Annotated in this window: 16 protein-coding genes; 8 read left to right on the forward strand and 8 right to left on the reverse strand. The window is 61.2% G+C overall.

Annotated features, from left to right (window positions below; translation table 11 throughout):
• Positions 1 to 221: hypothetical protein (locus tag CMI59_RS04185; protein ID WP_293325170.1), on the forward strand; the 221-nt coding region annotated here is incomplete at its 5' end.
• Positions 222 to 232: 11 nt separating this feature from the next.
• Here the strand turns inward: CMI59_RS04185 and CMI59_RS04190 are convergent.
• Together CMI59_RS04190 and CMI59_RS04195 are read right to left on the reverse strand one after the other, a co-directional pair.
• Entirely contained in the window at positions 233 to 1,969 is a 1,737-nt protein-coding gene (locus CMI59_RS04190; RefSeq protein WP_293325173.1) for an amidohydrolase family protein, read from the reverse strand.
• A 119-nt stretch (positions 1,970 to 2,088) separates the two neighbouring features.
• Complete coding sequence (locus CMI59_RS04195; protein ID WP_293325175.1) at positions 2,089 to 3,666, reverse strand: AMP-binding protein; 1,578 nt, start codon at positions 3,664 to 3,666, stop codon at positions 2,089 to 2,091.
• 145 nt (positions 3,667 to 3,811) lie between these two features.
• Here CMI59_RS04195 and CMI59_RS04200 point away from each other — a divergent pair, with 145 nt between their 5' ends.
• The 7 genes from CMI59_RS04200 (at position 3,812) to CMI59_RS04230 (ending at position 12,363) form a co-directional block, all read left to right on the forward strand.
• On the forward strand, positions 3,812 to 4,855 hold the full coding sequence (locus tag CMI59_RS04200) for a lipid A deacylase LpxR family protein (RefSeq protein ID WP_293325178.1): 1,044 nt from the start codon (positions 3,812 to 3,814) through the stop codon (positions 4,853 to 4,855).
• Positions 4,856 to 4,938: 83 nt separating this feature from the next.
• Positions 4,939 to 6,081 (forward strand): DUF819 family protein, encoded by a 1,143-nt coding sequence (locus CMI59_RS04205; protein ID WP_293325180.1) that lies wholly within the window; start codon positions 4,939 to 4,941, stop codon positions 6,079 to 6,081.
• A 69-nt stretch (positions 6,082 to 6,150) separates the two neighbouring features.
• On the forward strand, positions 6,151 to 6,948 hold the full coding sequence (locus CMI59_RS04210; protein ID WP_293325183.1) for an enoyl-CoA hydratase: 798 nt from the start codon (positions 6,151 to 6,153) through the stop codon (positions 6,946 to 6,948).
• A 71-nt stretch (positions 6,949 to 7,019) separates the two neighbouring features.
• Entirely contained in the window at positions 7,020 to 8,765 is a 1,746-nt protein-coding gene (locus CMI59_RS04215) for an amidohydrolase family protein (protein ID WP_293325186.1), read from the forward strand.
• A gap of 257 nt (positions 8,766 to 9,022) precedes the next feature.
• Positions 9,023 to 11,731 (forward strand): glycosyltransferase, encoded by a 2,709-nt coding sequence (locus tag CMI59_RS04220; protein ID WP_293325188.1) that lies wholly within the window; start codon positions 9,023 to 9,025, stop codon positions 11,729 to 11,731.
• Positions 11,732 to 11,904: 173 nt separating this feature from the next.
• Positions 11,905 to 12,120, forward strand: coding sequence for a hypothetical protein (locus CMI59_RS04225; RefSeq protein WP_293325191.1), 216 nt, complete (start codon positions 11,905 to 11,907; stop codon positions 12,118 to 12,120).
• A gap of 66 nt (positions 12,121 to 12,186) precedes the next feature.
• Entirely contained in the window at positions 12,187 to 12,363 is a 177-nt protein-coding gene (locus CMI59_RS04230; RefSeq protein ID WP_293325194.1) for a DUF1328 domain-containing protein, read from the forward strand.
• A 74-nt stretch (positions 12,364 to 12,437) separates the two neighbouring features.
• Here CMI59_RS04230 and CMI59_RS04235 read toward each other — a convergent pair whose 3' ends face one another.
• From CMI59_RS04235 to CMI59_RS04260, 6 genes are all read right to left on the reverse strand, one after another.
• Complete coding sequence (locus tag CMI59_RS04235; RefSeq protein ID WP_293325196.1) at positions 12,438 to 14,195, reverse strand: class I adenylate-forming enzyme family protein; 1,758 nt, start codon at positions 14,193 to 14,195, stop codon at positions 12,438 to 12,440.
• A 161-nt stretch (positions 14,196 to 14,356) separates the two neighbouring features.
• A complete protein-coding gene (locus tag CMI59_RS04240; RefSeq protein WP_293325199.1) occupies positions 14,357 to 15,022 on the reverse strand; it encodes a glutathione S-transferase family protein in 666 nt (221 codons plus the stop codon).
• 105 nt (positions 15,023 to 15,127) lie between these two features.
• Positions 15,128 to 16,984 carry an alkyl sulfatase dimerization domain-containing protein gene (locus CMI59_RS04245; protein WP_293325201.1) on the reverse strand — a complete coding sequence of 619 codons (1,857 nt, stop codon included), beginning with the start codon at positions 16,982 to 16,984 and terminating at the stop codon, positions 15,128 to 15,130.
• A gap of 143 nt (positions 16,985 to 17,127) precedes the next feature.
• Entirely contained in the window at positions 17,128 to 17,526 is a 399-nt protein-coding gene (gene vsr, locus CMI59_RS04250) for a DNA mismatch endonuclease Vsr (RefSeq protein WP_293325203.1), read from the reverse strand.
• A 159-nt stretch (positions 17,527 to 17,685) separates the two neighbouring features.
• Entirely contained in the window at positions 17,686 to 18,573 is an 888-nt protein-coding gene (locus CMI59_RS04255) for a hypothetical protein (RefSeq protein WP_293325206.1), read from the reverse strand.
• Positions 18,574 to 18,594: 21 nt separating this feature from the next.
• The coding region (locus CMI59_RS04260; protein ID WP_293325208.1) for a DNA cytosine methyltransferase at positions 18,595 to 19,680 on the reverse strand (1,086 nt) is incomplete at its 5' end.

Below are 19,680 nucleotides of genomic sequence, written 5' to 3' on the forward strand. Positions count from 1 at the left end.
GCAGCCGACGTGCGGCCCGCCGTCGTCGCACGCTTCCTTCGTGTATCCGTCATGAGTTCATGCCTCTTGTCACTGAATATTCAGACCGCAAGCGCACGCATTCTTTTCGCGCACACTCCGACGACAAGAGAGTGACGCGAATGCGAAAACCATTCAAGCACGGACAATACGTAGGCGCCGCTTTCATCCGCGAAAAGCAGTCAGGCACCGATGCAACGTGAAGACGGCAGCGTCAGTCGGCGGCCATCGTGGATGGCGCATGCTTCGCGCCGCGCACCAGCCGGCCCGGCAGTTCGCCCGTCGCCTCGCCTTCCCGGTAGACCACCTTTCCCGACACGATGGTCGCTTCGTATCCGTCCGCTTCCTGCATCAGGCGGCGCGCGCCGGAGGGAAGATCGTAGACCATGTGGGGCGGGCGAAGCTGGAGACGGTCGAAATCGATGACGTTGATATCCGCCTTGTAACCGGGGGCGATAACGCCGCGATCCCTCAGCCCCACGGCTTCCGCCGTGTCCTTCGTCTGGCTCTTGATGACGAAGGACAGGTCGAGCCGCTCGCCACGGGTGCGGTCGCGGCACCAATGGGTGAGCATGTAGGTCGGTACGGACACGTCGCAGATCGCGCCCACATGAGCCCCACCGTCGGACAGGCCGAAAATGGTGTTGGGGTTGCGGATCATGGTGAGGCAGTTATCGAGGCTGCCTTCAGTGTAATTGTGCATGGCGAAGAAAATGAGCGCCCGGCCATCGTCCTCGAGCATCATGTCGTAGACGATCTCGTCCGGGTTGCGCCCTTCGCGCTTCGCCTGTGCGGCAATGCTCTTTTCCGGCCCGGGCTCGTAATCGGGCGGCGTGCCGAGGTCGAACATCTTGTGATAGGCGCCGGCGAGCGAGTTGACGAAGGGATGGCCCTCCTGCGGCGCCTCGGCGATGAGGCGGGCCCGGAAATCCGGATCGCGCATGATCGCCACGCGCTCATGAAGCGGCTTGTCGGCAATCGCCATATAGCCGGGGCGGGTGATGAAGGGATGCACCGAGCCCTGAAGCCCCATCATGATGCCCACGGGACGGCCCTGAACCTGCGCCTTGATCGGCAGGCCGCGACCGGCGGCGGCATCGAGGCGCTTCATCAGCTCGCGCCATTGGTCCGGGATCACATCGGCCTGAACCATGGAGAAGCTCAAGGGACGGCCCGACAGTTCGACGAGCTTTTCGACCAGCGAGAATTCATGGTCCATTTCGCGGAAGTCGGACACCCATTGCAGGACGCCACTGCCGGCATCGCGCAATCCCTCGGCAATGGCGATCATCTCCGCATCCGCCGCGCCGATGGTCGGCGTCAAGTCGCCATCGGCCGTTCTGTGCACCATGGTGCGCGTGGTGGAGAAGCCCAGCGCGCCCGCGCGAATGGCCTCAGCCGTCAGCTCGCGCATGCGAGCCATCTCTTCCGCCGTGGCGGGCTCGCGATGCGCGCCCCTCTCGCCCATCACATAGACACGCAGCGCGCCATGCGGCATCTGCGCGGCCACGTCGATGTCGTGCGGCAGGCTTTCGATGGCGTTCATATAGTCGCCGAAGCTTTCCCATTCCCATGAGAGACCTTCATGCAGCGCAGCGCCGGGGATGTCCTCCACGCCCTCCATGAGACGGATCAGCGTTTCGTGATCGCTCTTATGCACCGGCGCAAAGCCGACACCGCAATTGCCCATCACCACCGTGGTCGAACCGTGGATCGAGGAAGGCGCCACACGGCTTTCCCAGGTGACCTGCCCGTCATAATGGGTGTGCACATCCACCCAGCCCGGCGTCACGATGCGGCCTTTCGCATCGATCTCCTCCACGCCCGACGCGGCGACCTTGCCGACCTCGGTAATGATGCCGTCGCTGACGGCGATATCGGCCTCCCGGGGGCTGCCGCCCTCGCCGTCGAACAGTACCCCGCCGCTAATAACTAGATAAGGCCGCGTCATGATTTCCTCCCAGAATTTTCTTTCGATCCTAGTTGCGGGCAGGTGCAAACGCAAAAGGCGGCGCATGAGCGCCGCCTTTCAGGGGTTCGCCGTTCCGCGCCCGGCGGATCGGATATTCCTCAGATCTTCTTGTCGCCCTGCCAGTAGTTGTCGCGGATGACGCGGCGCAGCACCTTGCCGGACGGCATGCGCGGGAGTTCGGTCACGAAGTCGATGCTGCGCGGGCGCTTGTAGCCCGGCAGGTTTTCCGCCGCAAAGGCGAGCAGTTCGGCCTGCATCGCCTCGTCGGCGGTAAAGCCTTCATTGAGCTGGACGACGGCCTTGACCTCCTCGCCCCATTCCTCGTTCGGCGCGCCGACAACGGCGGCATCGGCAATCGCGGGATGCTTCAGCAGCTCCTGATCGATTTCGGCGGGGTAGATGTTCACGCCGCCGGAGATGATGACTTCCGCGCTGCGCCCGGTGAGGAAGAGATATCCCTCACTGTCGAAATAGCCCATGTCGCCCATGGTGTAATAATTGCCGCGATACGCGCTGTTGGTTTTTTCAGGCGCCTTGAAATATTCGAAGCGCCCTTCCTCCGGCGCGCCGAAATAGACCGTGCCCACTTCATCCGCCGGCAGAGGATTTCCCTCATCATCCTGGATCTGCACCTCGACGCCGGGCAATGGCCGTCCGCAGGAACCCTTTCGGCCGAGCCATTCCTCCGACTCGATGAAGATACCGCCGCCTTCCGTCGCTGCGTAATATTCGAAGACGACCGGGCCGAACCATTCGATCGACCCCTCCTTTACATGGACCGGGCACGGCGCTGCGCCGTGCAGGATCCAGCGCAGGGACGATGTGTCGTATTTCGCCTTCACTTCGTCGGGCAATTGCAGCATCCGGTGAAGCATGGTCGGCACGACATGGGTATGGGTGATGCGGTGTTCGTGGATGAGGCGGAGCGTTTCCTCCGCGTCCCATTTGTCCATCAGCACCACGCCGATGCCATTGTTGAGCGGAAAGCTCATATTCAGGGCAAGAGGCGCGGCGTGATAGAGCGGCCCCGTCACCAGCGCCAGATCCCCCTCGGGACGGAACGCCGCCGTCTCGTTCAGTTTGATCAGCAGGGGCGCCGCGGCGGCCGCTTGCCGGCGATAGACCCCTTTGGGATGCCCGGTCGTGCCGGAGGTGTAGAGCATCTGGGTGCCGAGTTCGGGGTCTTCCAGATCGTGGCCGTCTTCCGCCGCCAGCGCCGCGTCGTAATCGTCGAAGCCTTCGATGGCACCGCCCACGGCGAACCTGGTCACAAGAGACGGGGCCATCGCGGCGGCCTCCCTAGCGCTGCCGGCAAAGCGCGTATCCGCGATGAACGCCTTCGCCTCGCAGTTCTCCACGATGTACCCGACTTCCCCGCCGGACAGATGCCAGTTGATCGGCGTGATGCGGAAGCCGCCGCGCTGGCAGGCGACCATGACCTCGATGAATTCGGGCCGGTTGGAGCAGAGCAGCGCGACCGCGTCGCCGGTTTCAAGGCCGGATCGCCTGAGCGCACGCACCAGCCGGTTGGCACGGTCGTTCAGTTCGCCGAATGTGCGGCTTCCCATCTGGGAGATAACGGCCATCCGGTCTGGCGCCTGCGCCGCATGCCAGGCGACAACCATTCCCTTCGCCGCGGCTTCCTCGCGCGACGGCACGGCCTGCGTCATATTCATGTCCCATTCCTCCCGTTTATCCCCGTGGCGATTGTCGCCACTATTCTTGGTTTTGATTTGGCTTAAGGGTATTGGACAGGCGGCCTTGCCGTTAGGTCAAGCCGTTTTGCGTAACCCTTATCCGTAATTTCACCGGAGCCGTTCGATGCGCCTTTCCGTTCTTGCCGGCCTCGCGCTTGCCGCCCTGACGGGCGCGCTGGCCCTGCCTGCGCATGCCGCCGAAGATAATGGCTTCATTTCCTTCCAGTCAGACAATGATTTCTATCTCTTCATCGGCAGCGACAAGCACTACACGAACGGAGTGCGGGCCTCCTGGCTGTCGGCGCCGCGCCGCGACCTGCCGGACTGGCTGAAGGGCGTTTCCGCACCGCCCCTCATCAACGGGGAAGTGGATACGGAGAAGACCCGGCATCGTGTGGGGATCGGCCTCAGCCAGGCCATTTTCACACCGGAGGACACCGAAACGGCACTGCCCGTCCCCAATGACCGGCCTTATGCGGGCTGGCTGCACCTGACCTTTCTGCTGCAAAGCGAGCGGACCCTGAAAACAGACCGTCACGAGGCGTTTCAGGATCGCTGGCAGCTCGACCTTGGCATGGTCGGTCCGGCGGCGCTTGGCGAAGTGGTGCAGAACGGATGGCACAAGACCTTCGGCTTCCGCCACATCAATGGCTGGGACAACCAGCTCAAAAACGAGCCCGGCGTGAACCTCACCTTCGAGCGCGCCTGGCGTTCACCGCTTCTTTCCACGCCCAAAGTGATCGGCTTTGCAACGGACTTCATCCCCTATGGCACGCTCGCGCTCGGCAATGTGAGCACCTATGCCGGCGCCGGGGCGACCTTCCGCATCGGGCCGACGCTGCCCGACGATTTCGGCCCGACCGGCATCTATCCCAATGACGGCGGATCGGACTGGTTCGAGAGCAGCACGCCCGGCACTTTCGACTGGTATCTCTTCGCAGGCGGTAATGTGCGCGCCGTGGGCCGCAACATCTTTCTCGACGGCAACACGTTCCGGGACAGCCTGAGCGTGGACAAGAAACCGGTCGTCGCCGACCTCAAGGTGGGGGCTGTGGCCGTGTTCCAGGGCGTGCGGATAAGCCTGACCAATGTCTATCGCACCAATGAATTCTACGGGCAGAAAAAGGCCGACCAGTTCGGCTCGCTTGCGGTGACGTTCGCCCTCTGACGGCATTGCCGCTTCGCGCGCAAACATGACGCCGCGCGCCGATGGTGCTAGTCAGGTAGAAGACTGCATTTCGGGGGAATTCCATGTCATTGCCGCTCATTTCAGCCGACAACACATTCGGCCTGCTTTTCGTTTTTCTGGGGCTTGCCGCTTTCGGCTTCTGGGCGGAAAAGACAAAGCTCGGGCAATGGATATCCGGCGTCATCCTGACGATCCTTGCCGGCATGGCGCTTTCCAATCTCCGGGTCGTGCCTTTCGGCTCGCCCATCCACGACGCGGTGTGGGGCATCGTAGTGCCGATGGCGATCCCGCTCCTGCTGTTCCGCGCCGACCTCAAACGCATCCTGCCGGAAGCGGGACATCTCACCATCGCTTTCGCAATCTGCGTGCTGGCGACGGTGGCGGGCGTCTTCGCAGGCTTTGCACTCATCGACATGGGACCGGAGGGGAACCTCGTCGCGGCGTCGCTGGGCGCAAGCTGGATTGGCGGGTCGATGAATTTCGCCGCCGTGTCGCAGGCCACCGGCCTTTCGCAGAACGGCGCGCTGACGGCTGCCTCCGCCGCCGCCGACAATGTGGTGGCGACGCTCTTCATCACGCTTCTGCTCGTCCTGCCCGGCTGGCACTGGCTGGTGCGCCGCATCCCCTCGAAAATCATCGAGGCGGAGGAATATGAGGAGGAGCATGAAGAGGAGGCAAAGCGGCCCGACCTCGACATGGGCGCGCTGGCCATGCAGCTTTTCATCGCAGCCGCCTGCTGTTTCGTCGGGTTCCAGACCGCAGCGCTTCTGGGCGTGGCGCAATATGGCGTGCTCTTCGTCACCATCAATGCGCTTCTGGTCGCCAATATCTTTCCCGGGCCGATGCAACGGCTGGAGGGCGGTTTCGATCTCGGCATGTTCTTCATGTATCTCTTCTTCGGCGTCATCGGCTCCGGCGCGGATGTGATGCTGATGATCGAGACGGCACTGCCCATTTTCGCCTTTGTGATTGTCATGGCGAGCGTGCATCTCGCCATCGCGCTTGCGGGCGCGAAGCTGTTCCGGATCGATCTTGCGGAAATGCTGGTGATTTCCAACGCGGTGACGCTGGGGCCGGCAACCGCGGCGGCGATGGCCGCGGGACGGCGCTGGCGGCAGCTCGTCATGCCGGGGGTGATGCTGGGCGTGCTCGGCTATGCGGTGGCAAACTTCATCGGCGTCGGGCTAGCGGGCGTATTGGGCTAGCGTCGTTGCCCGCCCGGAAGCCCGCTGCTACACAGACAGCAACGAAAAACTGATCCGAGGGAGAAACCCATGTCCGAGCCCGTCATTCTCGTCGAGAAGGAAGGCGAAACCGCCATCGTCACGCTGAACCGGCCGACCGCGATGAACGCGCTGTCGCGGGAGCTGCGCGAGGCGATTGCCGAGACCTTCGAGAAGCTGGAAGCCGACCCGGAGATCCGCGTCGCCATTCTGACCGGCGCGGGCAAGGCATTTTGCGCAGGGCTCGACCTCAAGGAACTGGGCGGTGACAGCTCGGCCGTCGGCGGAGATGGGGGCGGCGTCAATGCGACCGTCAACGACAAGGACCCCGTGACCTCCATCGGAAAGTTTTCCGGGCCGGTGATCGGCGCGATCAACGGCGTGGCGATTACGGGCGGCTTCGAACTGGCGCTGGCCTGCGACGTGCTCGTCTGCTCCAGCAATGCCCGCTTTGCCGACACCCATGCCCGCGTCGGCATCCTGCCGGGCTGGGGGCTCAGCCAGAAGCTGTCGCGCGCCATCGGCATCTACCGCGCCAAGGAACTCTCGCTCACCGGCAATTTCCTCTCCGCCGAACAGGCGAATGAATGGGGCCTCATCAACCGCGTGGTCGCGCCGGAAGAGCTGATGGGCACCTGCAAGCAGCTCGCCACGGATATGCTGGGCGTCGTGCCGGAATGCCTGTCGGGCTACAAGGGACTGATCGACCAGGGCTTCGGCGAGGCTTTCGGCGATGCGCTGAAGACGGAAAAGAAGACCTCCTCCGCTGCCAACAAGTCTGTCGGCGCGGACGCCATCGCCGAGCGCCGCAAGGGCATTCAGGAGCGCGGGAAACAGCAGACAAGCTGAGTTTTCCTTCCGGGGCCCGTTTCCGCTACACTTCCTCCCAACAAGAACATTTCTTTTGGGAGGAAGAAGCCATGCACGATCTCGTGATCAAGAATGGCACCGTCTATGACGGGCTGGGCGGCAAGCCGTTCGAGGGCGATGTCGCCATCGACAATGGAGTCATTACCGAAGTCGGCAAGGTGAGCGAAGGCGGGCGCGAGGAGATCGACGCGCGCGGCCAGATCGTCACGCCGGGTTTCGTGGACATCCACACCCATTATGACGGCCAGGTGACCTGGGACCCCTATCTCCAGCCTTCCACCTTTCACGGTGTGACCACCGCCGTTCTCGGCAATTGCGGCGTGGGCTTTGCGCCCTGCAAGACGGAACGCCATGACTGGCTGATCGGCCTGATGGAAGGCGTGGAAGATATTCCGGGTACGGCGCTTGTCGAAGGCATCAAGTGGAACTGGGAAAGCTTTCCCGATTACATGGATGCCGTGGAAGCCTCGCCGCTGGCGCTCGATGTCGGCCTGCAGGTGCCTCACGCCGCGCTCCGCGCCTATGTGATGGGCGAGCGGGCGGCAAAGCTCGAACCGGCCATGCCGGACGACATCGAAGCCATGGCCAAGCTCGCCGCCGAATCGATCGAAGCGGGCGCGCTTGGCTTTTCCACCTCGCGCACGGTGAAGCACAAGGACCGCAACGGTGCCAACACGCCGACGCTGAAAGCCGAAGAGGACGAACTGCACGGCATCGCCCGCGCCATAGGCGCGACGGGCAAAGGCGTGTTGCAGCTCATTGCCGATTTCGAGGATGTGGACAAGGAATTCGCGATGATCCGCGGCATGGCGGAAGTGTCCGGACGCCCGCTGTCGCTCACCATCGAACAGGACGACCGCTGGCCGCATCGCTGGGAGCGTGTGCTGGAACTGATTGCCGAGGCCAATGCCGACGGCGTGACCATGCGCGGCCAGGTGCCGCCACGCCCGACCGGCGTGCTGCTGGGGCTCACCTCATCGCTCAACCCCTTCATCATGCACCAGACCTTCCGCCAGATATGGGGCGCGCCGGTGAACGAGCAGGTGAAGGCGCTGAACGATTACGAGTTCCGCCAGAAGCTGCTCGCCGAAACGCCGGAATATCCGGTCGGCGAAATCGTGACCATGCTGTGCACGGATTATCACAAGATGTTCCGGCTGGGCGATCCGGCCAATTACGAGCCTGCGCCCGAAGACAGCGCCGCGGCGGTGGCGGCCCGCGAAGGCAAGCAACCGCGCGAGGTTCTTCTCGACTGGATGCTGGAAAAAGGCGGCAACGCGCTGATGTATTTCCCGCTGATGAACTATCACTGCGGCAGCCTCGACGACGTCTACAAGATGATGACGCATCCCAATTCCGCCTTCGGGCTGGGCGATGGCGGCGCGCATTGCGGCATTCTCTGCGATGCGAGCTTTCCCTCCACCATCCTGACCCATTGGGGCCGGGACCGGACGCGCGGGCCGAAGCTGCCGCTGGAATGGCTGATCGCCAAGCAGACAAGGGCCAATGCCGAAGTCGTCGGCCTTCACGACCGCGGGGCGCTCACGCCGGGCCTCAAGGCGGATGTGAATGTCATCGATTTCGACCGCCTGACGCTTCACTCGCCCGAAATCGTGCATGACTTGCCGGCCGGCGGGAAGCGGCTCGTTCAGCGGGCGGACGGCTATACGGCCAGCCTCGTGTCGGGCCAGGTCGCTTTCCGGGAAGGCGAACCGACCGGCGCGCTGAACGGCAAGATGGTGCGCGGCGCACAAGGCCTGCCGACGGGCGTGACGCTGACCCGCGCCGCGGACTGAAGCAGCGTCCGGGAACGGCCCCATGAGGGCTTTTCCGGACACCCTTCAATAGCCATTTCCATGCCATAATTCCGCCACCGGAAGGCTGGATACAGACAGGTAATCGGGAGTAGCGTTTATTGCGCTGCTCCCTTGTCGTATCCGGCGCGGACGCCGGAGGCGGGGGGCCTCCTCCTCTGCTTTCTCTTTCTCGTCGCTTTCTTCTTGTTGTTCCCTTCTTGTTGTTCTCTTCTTGTTGTTCTCCGGGCCGGGTGTAAATGGCGAAAGATCCTTCCGACACGAATCCGCGCAACTGGCGCAAATCCGTTTTCGTCAGGCAGACCGCTTTCGTGTTTCTGGTCCTGCCGCTGGTCATCGTCGCCAATCTCGCGGTCTGGGCCGCCCTCAACCAGCCCTATCAGGCCGAATCCTGGACCGGGGAAATCGTCGGCCTGTCCTACAGCCCGTTCCATGACAATCGCGAGCCGACCAAAGACGTACAGGCGACGGCTTCGGAGATCGACAAGGACATGAAGGTCCTGTCGAACACGGTGCAGGCCATCCGTACCTATTCGGTGGCGCAGGGACAGGACCAGATCCCCGATATCGCCGCCAAATACGGCATATCCGTCGCGCTTGGCGCGTGGATCGGCACGGATGACGAATCGAACCTCAAACAGATCGATCGGGCGACGGAACTGGCGCTGAGGCGCAATGTGGTCCGCGTCGTCGTGGGTAACGAGGCCTTGCTGCGCGGGGACGTGACGGTGGATCAGATGATCCGCTATCTGAAAATCGCCAACAGCAAGATCTGGAAACCCGTTTCCACCGCCGAGCCCTGGCATGTCTGGCTCGAGCACCCCGAACTCGCCAAGCATGTGGATTATATCGCCGTGCATATCCTGCCCTATTGGGAAGGTGTGCCTATCAACCGGGCGGTGGACTATGTGTTCGACCGGCTGGACGATCTTCACAAGGCGTTCCCGAACAAGCAGATCGTGGTCACCGAAGTGGGCTGGCCGAGCCGCGGCAAGGTGCTGCCGCGCGTGCCCTATCCCGGCATGCCCGCGGCCGAAAAGGGCGGCGAGGCGACACCTTCCATCGTCAATCAGGCCCGCTTCCTGCGCGCGTTCCTGAACCGCGCCAAGGACCAGGACCTCACCTATTACGTGATCGAGGCGTTCGACCAGCCCTGGAAGGGCGCCGATGAGGGCGCTGCCGGTTCCTATTGGGGCATCTTCAACGCCGAGCGCGAACCGAAATTCCCCATGGCGGGCAGCATTTCAGAACAGCCGGGCTGGCGTGTCTGGGCCGCCATCGCAGCGGGCCTGTCGCTCGTGCCGGCCATGCTCTTCATCCTGCGCCAGCGCCATGTCCGTCTGGCGGGCATCATCACCTTTTCCCTTCTGACGCAGATTGCCGGGTCGGCCGTCGCCTGGGCCGGGCTATCGGTTGCCGGGCTCTATTTCACATGGGGCGGCGCCATCGTCTGGAGTTTCCTGTTCTTTGCGCAAGGGCTGCTGCTCATCGTGCTGATGGCCGAAGCGATCGAATTCGTGGAAGTCATCTGGACACGGCGCGGAGAGCGGCATTTCGAGCCCTTCGAGCCGTCTCATCCGACGCCGGAGCATAAAGTCTCCATCCATGTGCCGATCCATAACGAGCCGCCCGAGATGGTGCGCGAGACGCTGGATGCGCTGTCGCGCCTGCATTACGAGAATTTCGAAGTTCTCGTGCTGGACAACAACACGACCGATCCGGAAATCTGGCAACCCGTCTGGGAGCATTGCCAGAAGCTCGGCCCGAAATTCCGTTTCTTCCATCTGGAAAACTGGCCGGGCTTCAAGGCGGGCGCGCTTAATTTCGGCCTGGAAAAAACCGCACCGGATGCGGATATCATCGCCGTCATCGACAGCGACTATCAGGTTTCGCCGGACTGGCTGAAGCGCATGGTGCCCTATTTCGACAAGCACGATGTGGGCTTCGTGCAGGCGCCGCAGGACTATCGCGACGCGCATGAGAGCATGTTCAAGGATATGTCCTATTGGGAATATGCGGGCTTCTTCCATATCGGCATGGTGCAGCGGAACAATTTCAACGCGGTCATCCAGCACGGCACGATGACGCTTGTTCGCAAGGAGGCGCTGAAGAAAGTCGGCGCCTGGGCGGAATGGTGTATCTGCGAGGACGCAGAACTCGGCATCAAGCTCTACCGGCACGGCTATGACAGCGTCTATGTGAACCATAGCTTCGGCAAGGGCCTGACGCCCGACACACTGGCGGGCTATATCTCGCAGCGTTTCCGCTGGGCCTATGGCGCGGTGCAGATCGTAAAACATCACTGGGACGCGCTGGCGCCGTGGTCGCGCAAGGGGGGCCTCACACCCGCGCAGCGCTATTATTTCCTGGCCGGCTGGCTGCCCTGGTTCGCGGACGGACTTGCGCTGATGTTCACCTTTGCCGCGATCGTGCTGTCGGCCTGGGCGCTCTACAATCCGGCTTCCGTGGTTCTGCCCGTGGCGGCCTTCCTCATTCCGACCATCGGCAGCTTTGCGTTCAAATTCATCCGCTCGCTCTGGCTTTACGCCGTGCGCGTGCGCGATTGCGGCTTCATCGAGAGCGTCGGCGCCGGCGTGGCGGCCCTTGCGCTCACCCACACGGTGGCCAAGGCCATGCTGAACGGCATGATCACCACCAGCAAACCGTTCATCCGTACACCGAAATGCGAGGACAAGCCCGCCCTGGCGGCTGCCTTCATTCAGGTGCGGGAAGAAGCCGTGATTCTGGCGCTCCTCTGGGGGCTCACAACCGCGCTCTATTTCAATCCGCATTTCGCGGACAGCCATTCGAGGCTGTGGCTTGCCGTCCTGCTGGTGCAATCCGTTCCCTATGCCAGCGCGGTGCTGTTCTCCTTCATCAATGTGATGCCGTCCCTTTTCCGACGCACGAAGAATGACGAACAAAAGGCGCTCGTTTCGGCGGACTGATCGTACTCGCCATAATCGAAACACATTGCCGTCACGCATTCGACGCCCGCAAGGTCATTTGGTGATCCGGCCGTTTTGACCTTGCCCGTCTCCGTCAGTCCGATAGGCTTTCCATATCCGGAGCGGGGAAATACTTCCCATACGGATTGGTTTAACGATTTCAGGAGACAAAGATGCTTATGCGCAGTGCACTGATCGCGACCTCCCTGATTCTCGCCGCGCCCCTGCTGGCGGCATGCGATGATGACGGCCCCGCCGAACAGGCCGGCGAAAAGATCGACAATGCCGTCAATGACAGTAACGACACCATGGAGAAGGCCGGCGAGAGCATGGATGACGCCATGGACGACATGCATGACGGCATGGAAGACGCGACCGGCAATCAGTAAAGTCTGCGCTTTAAGCCCAGCGCATTCTTCCTTCAGTAACTCAACGAGCCAATGAAAGGACATGACATGCTTGGATGGGCACTTACGTTTCTGGTCATTGCGATCATCGCGGCCGTTTTCGGCTTCGGCGGCATCGCCGCCGCCTCGGCCTCGATCGCAAAGATCATCTTCTTCATCTTCCTGGCGCTGTTCGTCATCAGCCTGATCGCAGGCGCGATACGCGGCCGGCGACCGCCGCTCTAAGTCCAGGAGCGGGCAAGGAAACGAAAAAGGGCGGTCCCGAGGGACCGCCCTTCCTTTTGCGATATTGCGAAAACTCAGGCTGCGCCTTCGGCGTATTTCTTCATATCTTCGCGCAGTTCCGTCTTGAGGATCTTGCCGTTCGGGTTACGCGGCAGCGGATCGTGCCGCAGCTCGATCTTCTTGGGCACCTTGAAGGCGGCGAGCAGCTTGCCGACATGCTCGCGAAGCTCGTCTTCGGTGACCTGCTTGCCCGGCGCGACCTGTACGACGGCGCCGACTTCCTCGCCCAGCACCTTGTGGGGAATGGCGACGACCGCGGCATCCATCACAGCCGGATGGGCATAGAGCGCATCCTCGACTTCGACGCAGTAGATGTTCTCGCCGCCGCGGATCAGCATGTCCTTGGCGCGGTCGAGGATGTAGACGAAGCCTTCCTCATCCATGCGCACCAGATCGCCGGACTTGAACCAGCCGTTTTCGAAGGACTTTTCCGTCGCTTCGGGCTTGTTCCAGTAGCCCTTCACGATGTTGGGGCCCTTGATCCAGAGCTCGCCCACCTGGCCGGCGGGAACATCCTTGCCGTTCTCGTCCACCACCCGCAGGTCGCAGGTCGGCACGCAGGGACCGGCGCTGTCCGGCTTTGCCACATAGTCCTCGGCGAGGTTCTGCGTGGTGATGGAGGAGGTCTCGGTCAGGCCGTAGCCGTTCGAGGGATGGACCTTGGGGAACTGCTGCTTGATGCGCTTCACAAGGTCGGGGGCGGACGGCGCACCGCCATAGCCGATCCCTTCCACGGAGGAGGTGTCGAACTTGTCGAACATCGGGCTTTCCAGCACCTGCCAGACCATGGCGGGGACGCCGCCGAAGGTCGTCACCCGCTCGCGGTCGATCAGCTCCAGCGCGTGTTCGGGGTTCCATTTGTGGATGATGACGAGCTTGCCGCCGGAGAAGTAGTTCGGCACCAGGATCGAATGGCAGCCCGTGGCGTGGAAGAGCGGCACGGAAAGCAGCATGACGCGCTGCGGCCCCTCCGGATCGGGCGCGGGCGGCATTTCGCCCCGGCGCAGGAAGGAGCGCGCCTGACCGGCGGCTGCGTTCAGCAGGTTGTTACAGATATTACGATGGGTGCCGAGCGCGCCCTTCGGCTTGCCCGTCGTGCCGGAGGTGTAGAAGATCGTCGCATTGTCTTCCGGCTCGAGACCGGGATCGGGCAGCTCGTCATCCGGCAGCTTCGCGTATTCGCCGGGCTTGCCGACGATATCTTCCAGCGCTTCGGCCACGCCGAGTTCGTCGGCGGGGGTGCGCGTCGCGATCAAACCTTCCAGCGCCAGGTTCTTCACATGCGGGCGCAGACGGTCGAGGCGTTCTTGATCGACGATGACGACCTTGGAGCCGCTATCGGAAATCGCATATTCGAGTTCCGGGCCGGTGCCCCAGGCATTGATCGGCACGATGACGGCGCCGATGGCCGTGGCCGCCCAGAAGGCCAGCGACCATTCCGGGAAATTGCGCATGATGAGGGCGACGCGGTCGCCCTTCTTCACACCGTATTTCTCCAAGAGGGCGCGGCCCAGCGCCGTGGCGGCGCGGTAATGGTCCGCATAGGTCAGCCGCTCGTCTTCATAGACGATGAATTCGCGGTCGCCCCATTCCCTGCCCTTGTCGAAAACGAAGCGAAGGTTCGGCGGGGTTTCCTTGTGGACGCGGGTGGGGATGCCGGCGATCTCGACGGTCGTCATTTCGAGCGGCGAACCGGGCCCGGTCAACAGCTTGTGCGCGTCTTCAATGCTCATGGCCGGCCAGCCGGGGGCGGCAGCAGCGTTCTCGGACATTTTGTTACTCTCCCTTGGGAGCCCCCTTGCGGGGGCAAACTGTTCTGTTTGTTTTGCCCTCTGATAGCGGTTTTGCCCCCGATTTTGAAGGCGGCAGACGCAAAAAGGCCCGGCGACGCGCGTGTCACCGGGCCTTGATCGCAAATTGCATGGATTAATGCCTAAAAACCGAGCGCTTTCAGGACGCCGCCCTCTTCTTCAAGGCAGGCCGCGAAGGAGGGCCGCCCCTTGATCCCGGCAAGATAGCGGGTGAGCTCCGGATAGCGGCCGGCCTCCGGCGTCACGCCCGCATGGGCCAGATTGCAGAACTGGGTCCCGATGGAGATGTCGGCAATCGAGAAGGCGTCACCCGCCGCGAATTCGCGGCCCGTGAGTTCCTTTTCCAGATAGTCGAAGAAGCGCGGCAGCTTTTCGGCCACCGTCTTGTCCGCGGTCTCGCGGTCGGGCTCCTTGCCCATCAGCTTGTTCACCACGATGGGGCGGAAAACGCCCATGCCCGCCGTGGCGGCCATCTCGCTGTCGCAATACTCTTCCAGCCAGAGCGCGCGGCCATAGTCGCGCGGATCGGCCGGATAGAGCGCCGGGCCGCCCTCTTTCTTTTCCAGATAGGCGCAGATGACGGAGCTGTCCGGGAAGGTGACGTTCTGCCCGTCGCTCTCATCGCGCAGCACGGGGATGCGCTTCAGCGGCGAAATTTCCACGAACCAGTCCGGCGCGGGGAAGATGTTCACCTGCTCCAGCGTGTAGTCCAGCCCCTTCTCGGCCAGAAAGACGCGCACCTTGCGCACGAAAGGCGAAAGCGATGCGCCGTAAACGGTATAGCTCATGGGCTCCTCCCCGAATTTTGGTCGGGGCGAAGGAAAGCACCGCCGGGCCGCCGGATGCAACGCAAATCGCAGCCGGCAGCCCCCAATCGGGGCTTATTCTGGCACTCAGGGCGTCACAATATTGAAATTGGGCGTCGGCGCCTCGATCATGCCGGTCAGCGTTTCATAGAGCGCGGCATCGCCTTCGATGACGATCGTCTCTTTGAATTGCGACACCGGCATACCGGCCAGCAGGGTCAGCACCAGTTCCATCCAGGCGAGCTTCACCGTCGCGCCCGCCGATTTGTCCACGACACCGGTTTCGTGGATCAGCACGCCGTTTGCCACGGTGACGAGATGGGTTTCCTTGCGGTCGGTCAGCTCGATATTGATGCTGAAATTCGCCGCCGAGGCCTTGTCCGGATTGGTCCGCACGGCTGCGATGTCGAGCAGCATGGGCGCCGTCATCGCCATGAGAACATCGGCATTCGGGGCGGCAGGCATGAGCTCGGCCACGCCGTCCGTGAGTTCCTGTGCGCCGGTGAGATACATGTTGCGCCAGGTGCCCGCCTCGGACTCGAAGCCAAGCTTTGTGTAGACGCTTGCGAGCTGCTCGCGCGCCTGCTCGTTCTCCGCATCGGCAAAGACGGCATGGTTGAGAAGCGTCGCCGCCCAGCGCAGTTCGCCCTTGCCTTCTGCTTCCGCCGCGAGCTTCAGAACAGCATCCATGCCGCCCATCGCCTCGACATAGCGTTCGCCCGCGGGCTCCGGCGGCAGCGGATTGAGATTGGCCGGGTTGCCGTCGTACCAGCCGATATAGCGCTGATAGATGGCCTTGGAGTTGTGGCTGACCGTGCCGTAATAACCGCGATTATACCATTGCTTCGCCAGCACATCCGGCAGCTTCAGCACTTCGGCGATCTCGGTCGGCGTGAGGCCGGTGTTCATCAGCCGGATCGTCTGGTCGTGCAGGAACTTGTAGGCGTCGCGGTGCTTCATCAGGAAGTCCACGATCTCTTCCGTGCCGAAACGCGGAATGCCATGGGCGGCGAACATGACGTCGCTCTTCACCGCAAAGAGGCGGATGGACTCGGTGAGGTAATCCGCCCAGGCCTTCGAGTCGCGGACCAGCGCGCCGCGCGCGGGCAAGAGGTTATGCATGCAGAGATTGGCGTTCTCGGCCATGAAGACGGCGCGGAACTCAGGCAGGTAGAAGTTCATCTCCGCGGGCGCTTCCGTGCCCGGCGTGAGCTGGAAGACCATCTTGACGTTGCCGACCGTGATTTCCTGACCGGTATGGGTGACGTCGACGGTGGGCGCGATGAGCGAGATCTGGCCCATGGACGGCCGGGGGCCGAGGCCGCAGGTCGTCTCGCCGCAGGGCCCGTGATCCAGCGTCAGGCCGAACTGGTAGCGCGCGCGGCGGAGCATGGCCGGACCGGCGATGATGTTTTCCGACACCGCTTCTTCGAGGAAACCCAGCGGCGCGATGATCGAAACCTTGCCGGCCGCGACTTCCTCCGGCGTCGTGACGCCGCCCACGCCGCCATAATGGTCGGCGTGGCTGTGGGAATAGATGACGGAGAGGACGGGCTTCTCGCCCAGATGTTCGGTGACGAGTTCGAACGCGGCGCGGGCCGCCTCGACGCTGGTGAGGGGGTCCACCACGATCCAGCCTTCGCCCGCGTCGATGAAGGTGACGGTGGAGGTGTCGAAGCCGCGCACCTGATAGATGCGGTCCATGACCTTGAAGAGGCCGTGCTTCGTCAGGATCCTGGCGTGACGCCAGAGGCTGGGGTTCACCGTATCGGCGGCGTCGCCGTCCAGAAACTCGTAAGCGGACAGGTCGTAGGCGTTGCCCTCCGCGGTGTCGCGGGGAATCACCGGGTCCTTGCGGGTCGCGATGAAGCCGCGCTCGGCGAATTCGAAATCCCGGCGGTCGTCATTGGCGACCAGTTCGCGTGCTTCTTCCAAAGAGCTCATGTCAGCCTCCCTTGATGCCGCTCTCGCGGGCGTTATAGAGGCGGATATAAGCCTCCGGCCGGGGGCAGACTGTTACCTGTGTAACAATTTGGTCGACGTATGAGCGGCAATTCCCCCTGTGGTGTCTTGGTAAGCTTCTCGTATCAGCTGTCTAGAAAGCGTTTCAATTGTTGAAAAACTCGATCCTGATCCCTCAATTCGCATTCCCACACGATATGGGTCACCCATCCCAAATGCCTTAATTTCGATAGATGAGTCCGATCTCGTTCGACATTTCTTTTGATCTTCGACGACCAATAATCTCGGTTCGATTTTGGCAGTCTGTTACCTCGCCTACAGGTGTGACCATGCCAGAAACACCCATGAACGAAGATAATCTTCTTTCGCGAAGGGAAAACTAAGTCGGGCTTACCAGGGAGGTCCGAACGATGTAGCCGATATCGATATCCGGCTTTAAAGAGCATTCGGCGCACCTGCATTTCTGGCTTGGTGTCCTTAGCTTTAACCGCTCTCATAGTTTCGCTTCGGGTGTTATTTCCCAACCGTCCACCTGATTGTCACCGATTGTCTCGGATAGCACCGGAGTCGATGGTGCTGAACGCATTGCCGAATTTGCTTTTTTGTTTCAACGCAAATTGACGCAACACGGAGTTGGCCAAGTCACATGAACCAATCTCTGCGGCTACCTTACGGACCAAAACTCAATGTCCGACGACGCCACTCATCACCGTTCTACGCTCGGCGAATAGGGGTGGGTCCGTAGTGTGCGCCACATGACCGTTCCGTTTCACGGTCGTAGTACGAACTGTGTCGGCTCCATCGTGGGCAACTTTGAAATCCACGTAGTTCAGCTCTTCATCACGTCCCTTAAAGCAAGAATGGAACGCTGCCAAAATCTCCACGTTCTTAAGCGCTTGAGCCGGAGGATGCGGATTATTCCTCGGACTAGGGATTGTAGCTGGCAATAGATACACGCATGGCGGCGGCAGTCTATTTTCAGCAACTTCGGTAATTCGACCGGGGTTTTCTTGGAGCTTGGGACAGGGGCGACCGATGGTTCCGCAAACCATGTCCCAAATGAGCAGACCGTCGACGCGCTGCGATCTCGAAATTATCTCAGCACTTAAACGGACATGAATACCAGACCAAACATTGTGCTGAGGATCGGCGCTCGGGTTTGTACAAACACTCCAAATGATGAATTCATGGGCGTGCGGGGGCCGCTCAAAAATATTTGTATTGTTTCCGTCGAGACACCCCTTCAGTTCAATAACTGCAGTCCGCCCAGAATTGAGCTCCACGGTGTAGTCATGACGGTTCGCTTCTCCAGCCGAACTCCAGTCCTTTATGTAGCCCTGATCCTGCATATAGTTCAGGACGTTGCGAACGAATTCTCGTTTTGGACGCATGGTCGCGGAGAATTGTCCGCGCAATCGCTCTATCGCTCCACGAAACAATCCGCTGTTGTAGAACTCCTGTTCTTCTAGACCATGATCGCCAAGCGTGTGAGCTTCTGTACGGAGGACTTCTGCAAAGTCCTCGATTTTCTTTTTTAGCTCTTCATTTTTTTCGCACGGAATAACACTCATCGCGCCCCCGGTTCATAGAATTCAACATTTCAGAATAGGCTCGATTATATTTTCCGCCAAATGGCGAACGACTGGAACAACCACACCGTCGCCAGTTAGGTGATAAGCTTCATTGTAGTTGGCCGGGAGAACATAGTCGTCGTCCAACCCCATTAGTCGGGCCGTTTCACGGCTTGAGATCAACCTCGAACGCACCGAGTTTCCTTCAACGACCATTATCAACTGGCGGCTTGATCCACCTGCCGGAGTACGGAGGCAACCAGAAATCTCGTCAAAACGAATTTCGGCGCGTTGGATCTTAAACCCAGCTGCATCTTTTCTCGTACGCTTATAGATAGCGCCAACCGTTTTTACTCCCGACGCCTTAGCATCCAGCACCTTCTGCATGTTTACAGGGCTCATCATATCAAGGAGACGTTTGGTTTCTTCAGGTGAATGCCAAGGGACACCGGTAGGCTCTTCCTCGATAAAGTCTGCGAACCGTGTATTACGTTGTGCTGGCGCACGAAGATTCCACCACACCCAATTGTTGCGTGGAACAGCCGGCAAATTTCCATAAGCTGTTTTCAGCGCTCTCGTGTGCCAAGGTATTTTGGGGCCATCCGCCAATAGGTTGTCAGGAATAATGACATCGTCGCGTACTCCTATAATGAAGAGACGCGGACGTGATTGCGGAACGAAGAGCGCTGCGTCAACAACAACGGCACCACACCTATAACCTTTCGACGCGAACACACGACAAATAGTGGCGAAATCTTTTCCCCCATGAGAGTTAAGAGTGCCGCAAACATTCTCGAGCACTATCACCTTAGCGGCCCGATCCTCCTTCATGAGCTTCTTCATGAGGTCCCAGAAGGGCCAGAAGGTGCCAGAACGGTCTCCTTTCAAACCTGCTCCTCCACCGGCCAGGGAGAGATCCTGGCAAGGAAAAGACCCCCAAACGAGATCCGCAACTTCAGGAAGGTCCGAGGCTTTCAGCTTCCGAACATCTTCGGTTTTGATCTGCCCCTCACCCCAGTTCTGACGATAGGTCCGGCTTTTCTTGAAATCGAAGTCATTTGCAAAAAGACAACGCCAATCCTCTCCGAGGCCAGCGCGAGCCATACC

Origin of the sequence: Parvibaculum sp. (genome assembly GCF_002684405.1) — a bacterium.
Taxonomy (GTDB): Bacteria; Pseudomonadota; Alphaproteobacteria; order Parvibaculales; family Parvibaculaceae; genus Parvibaculum.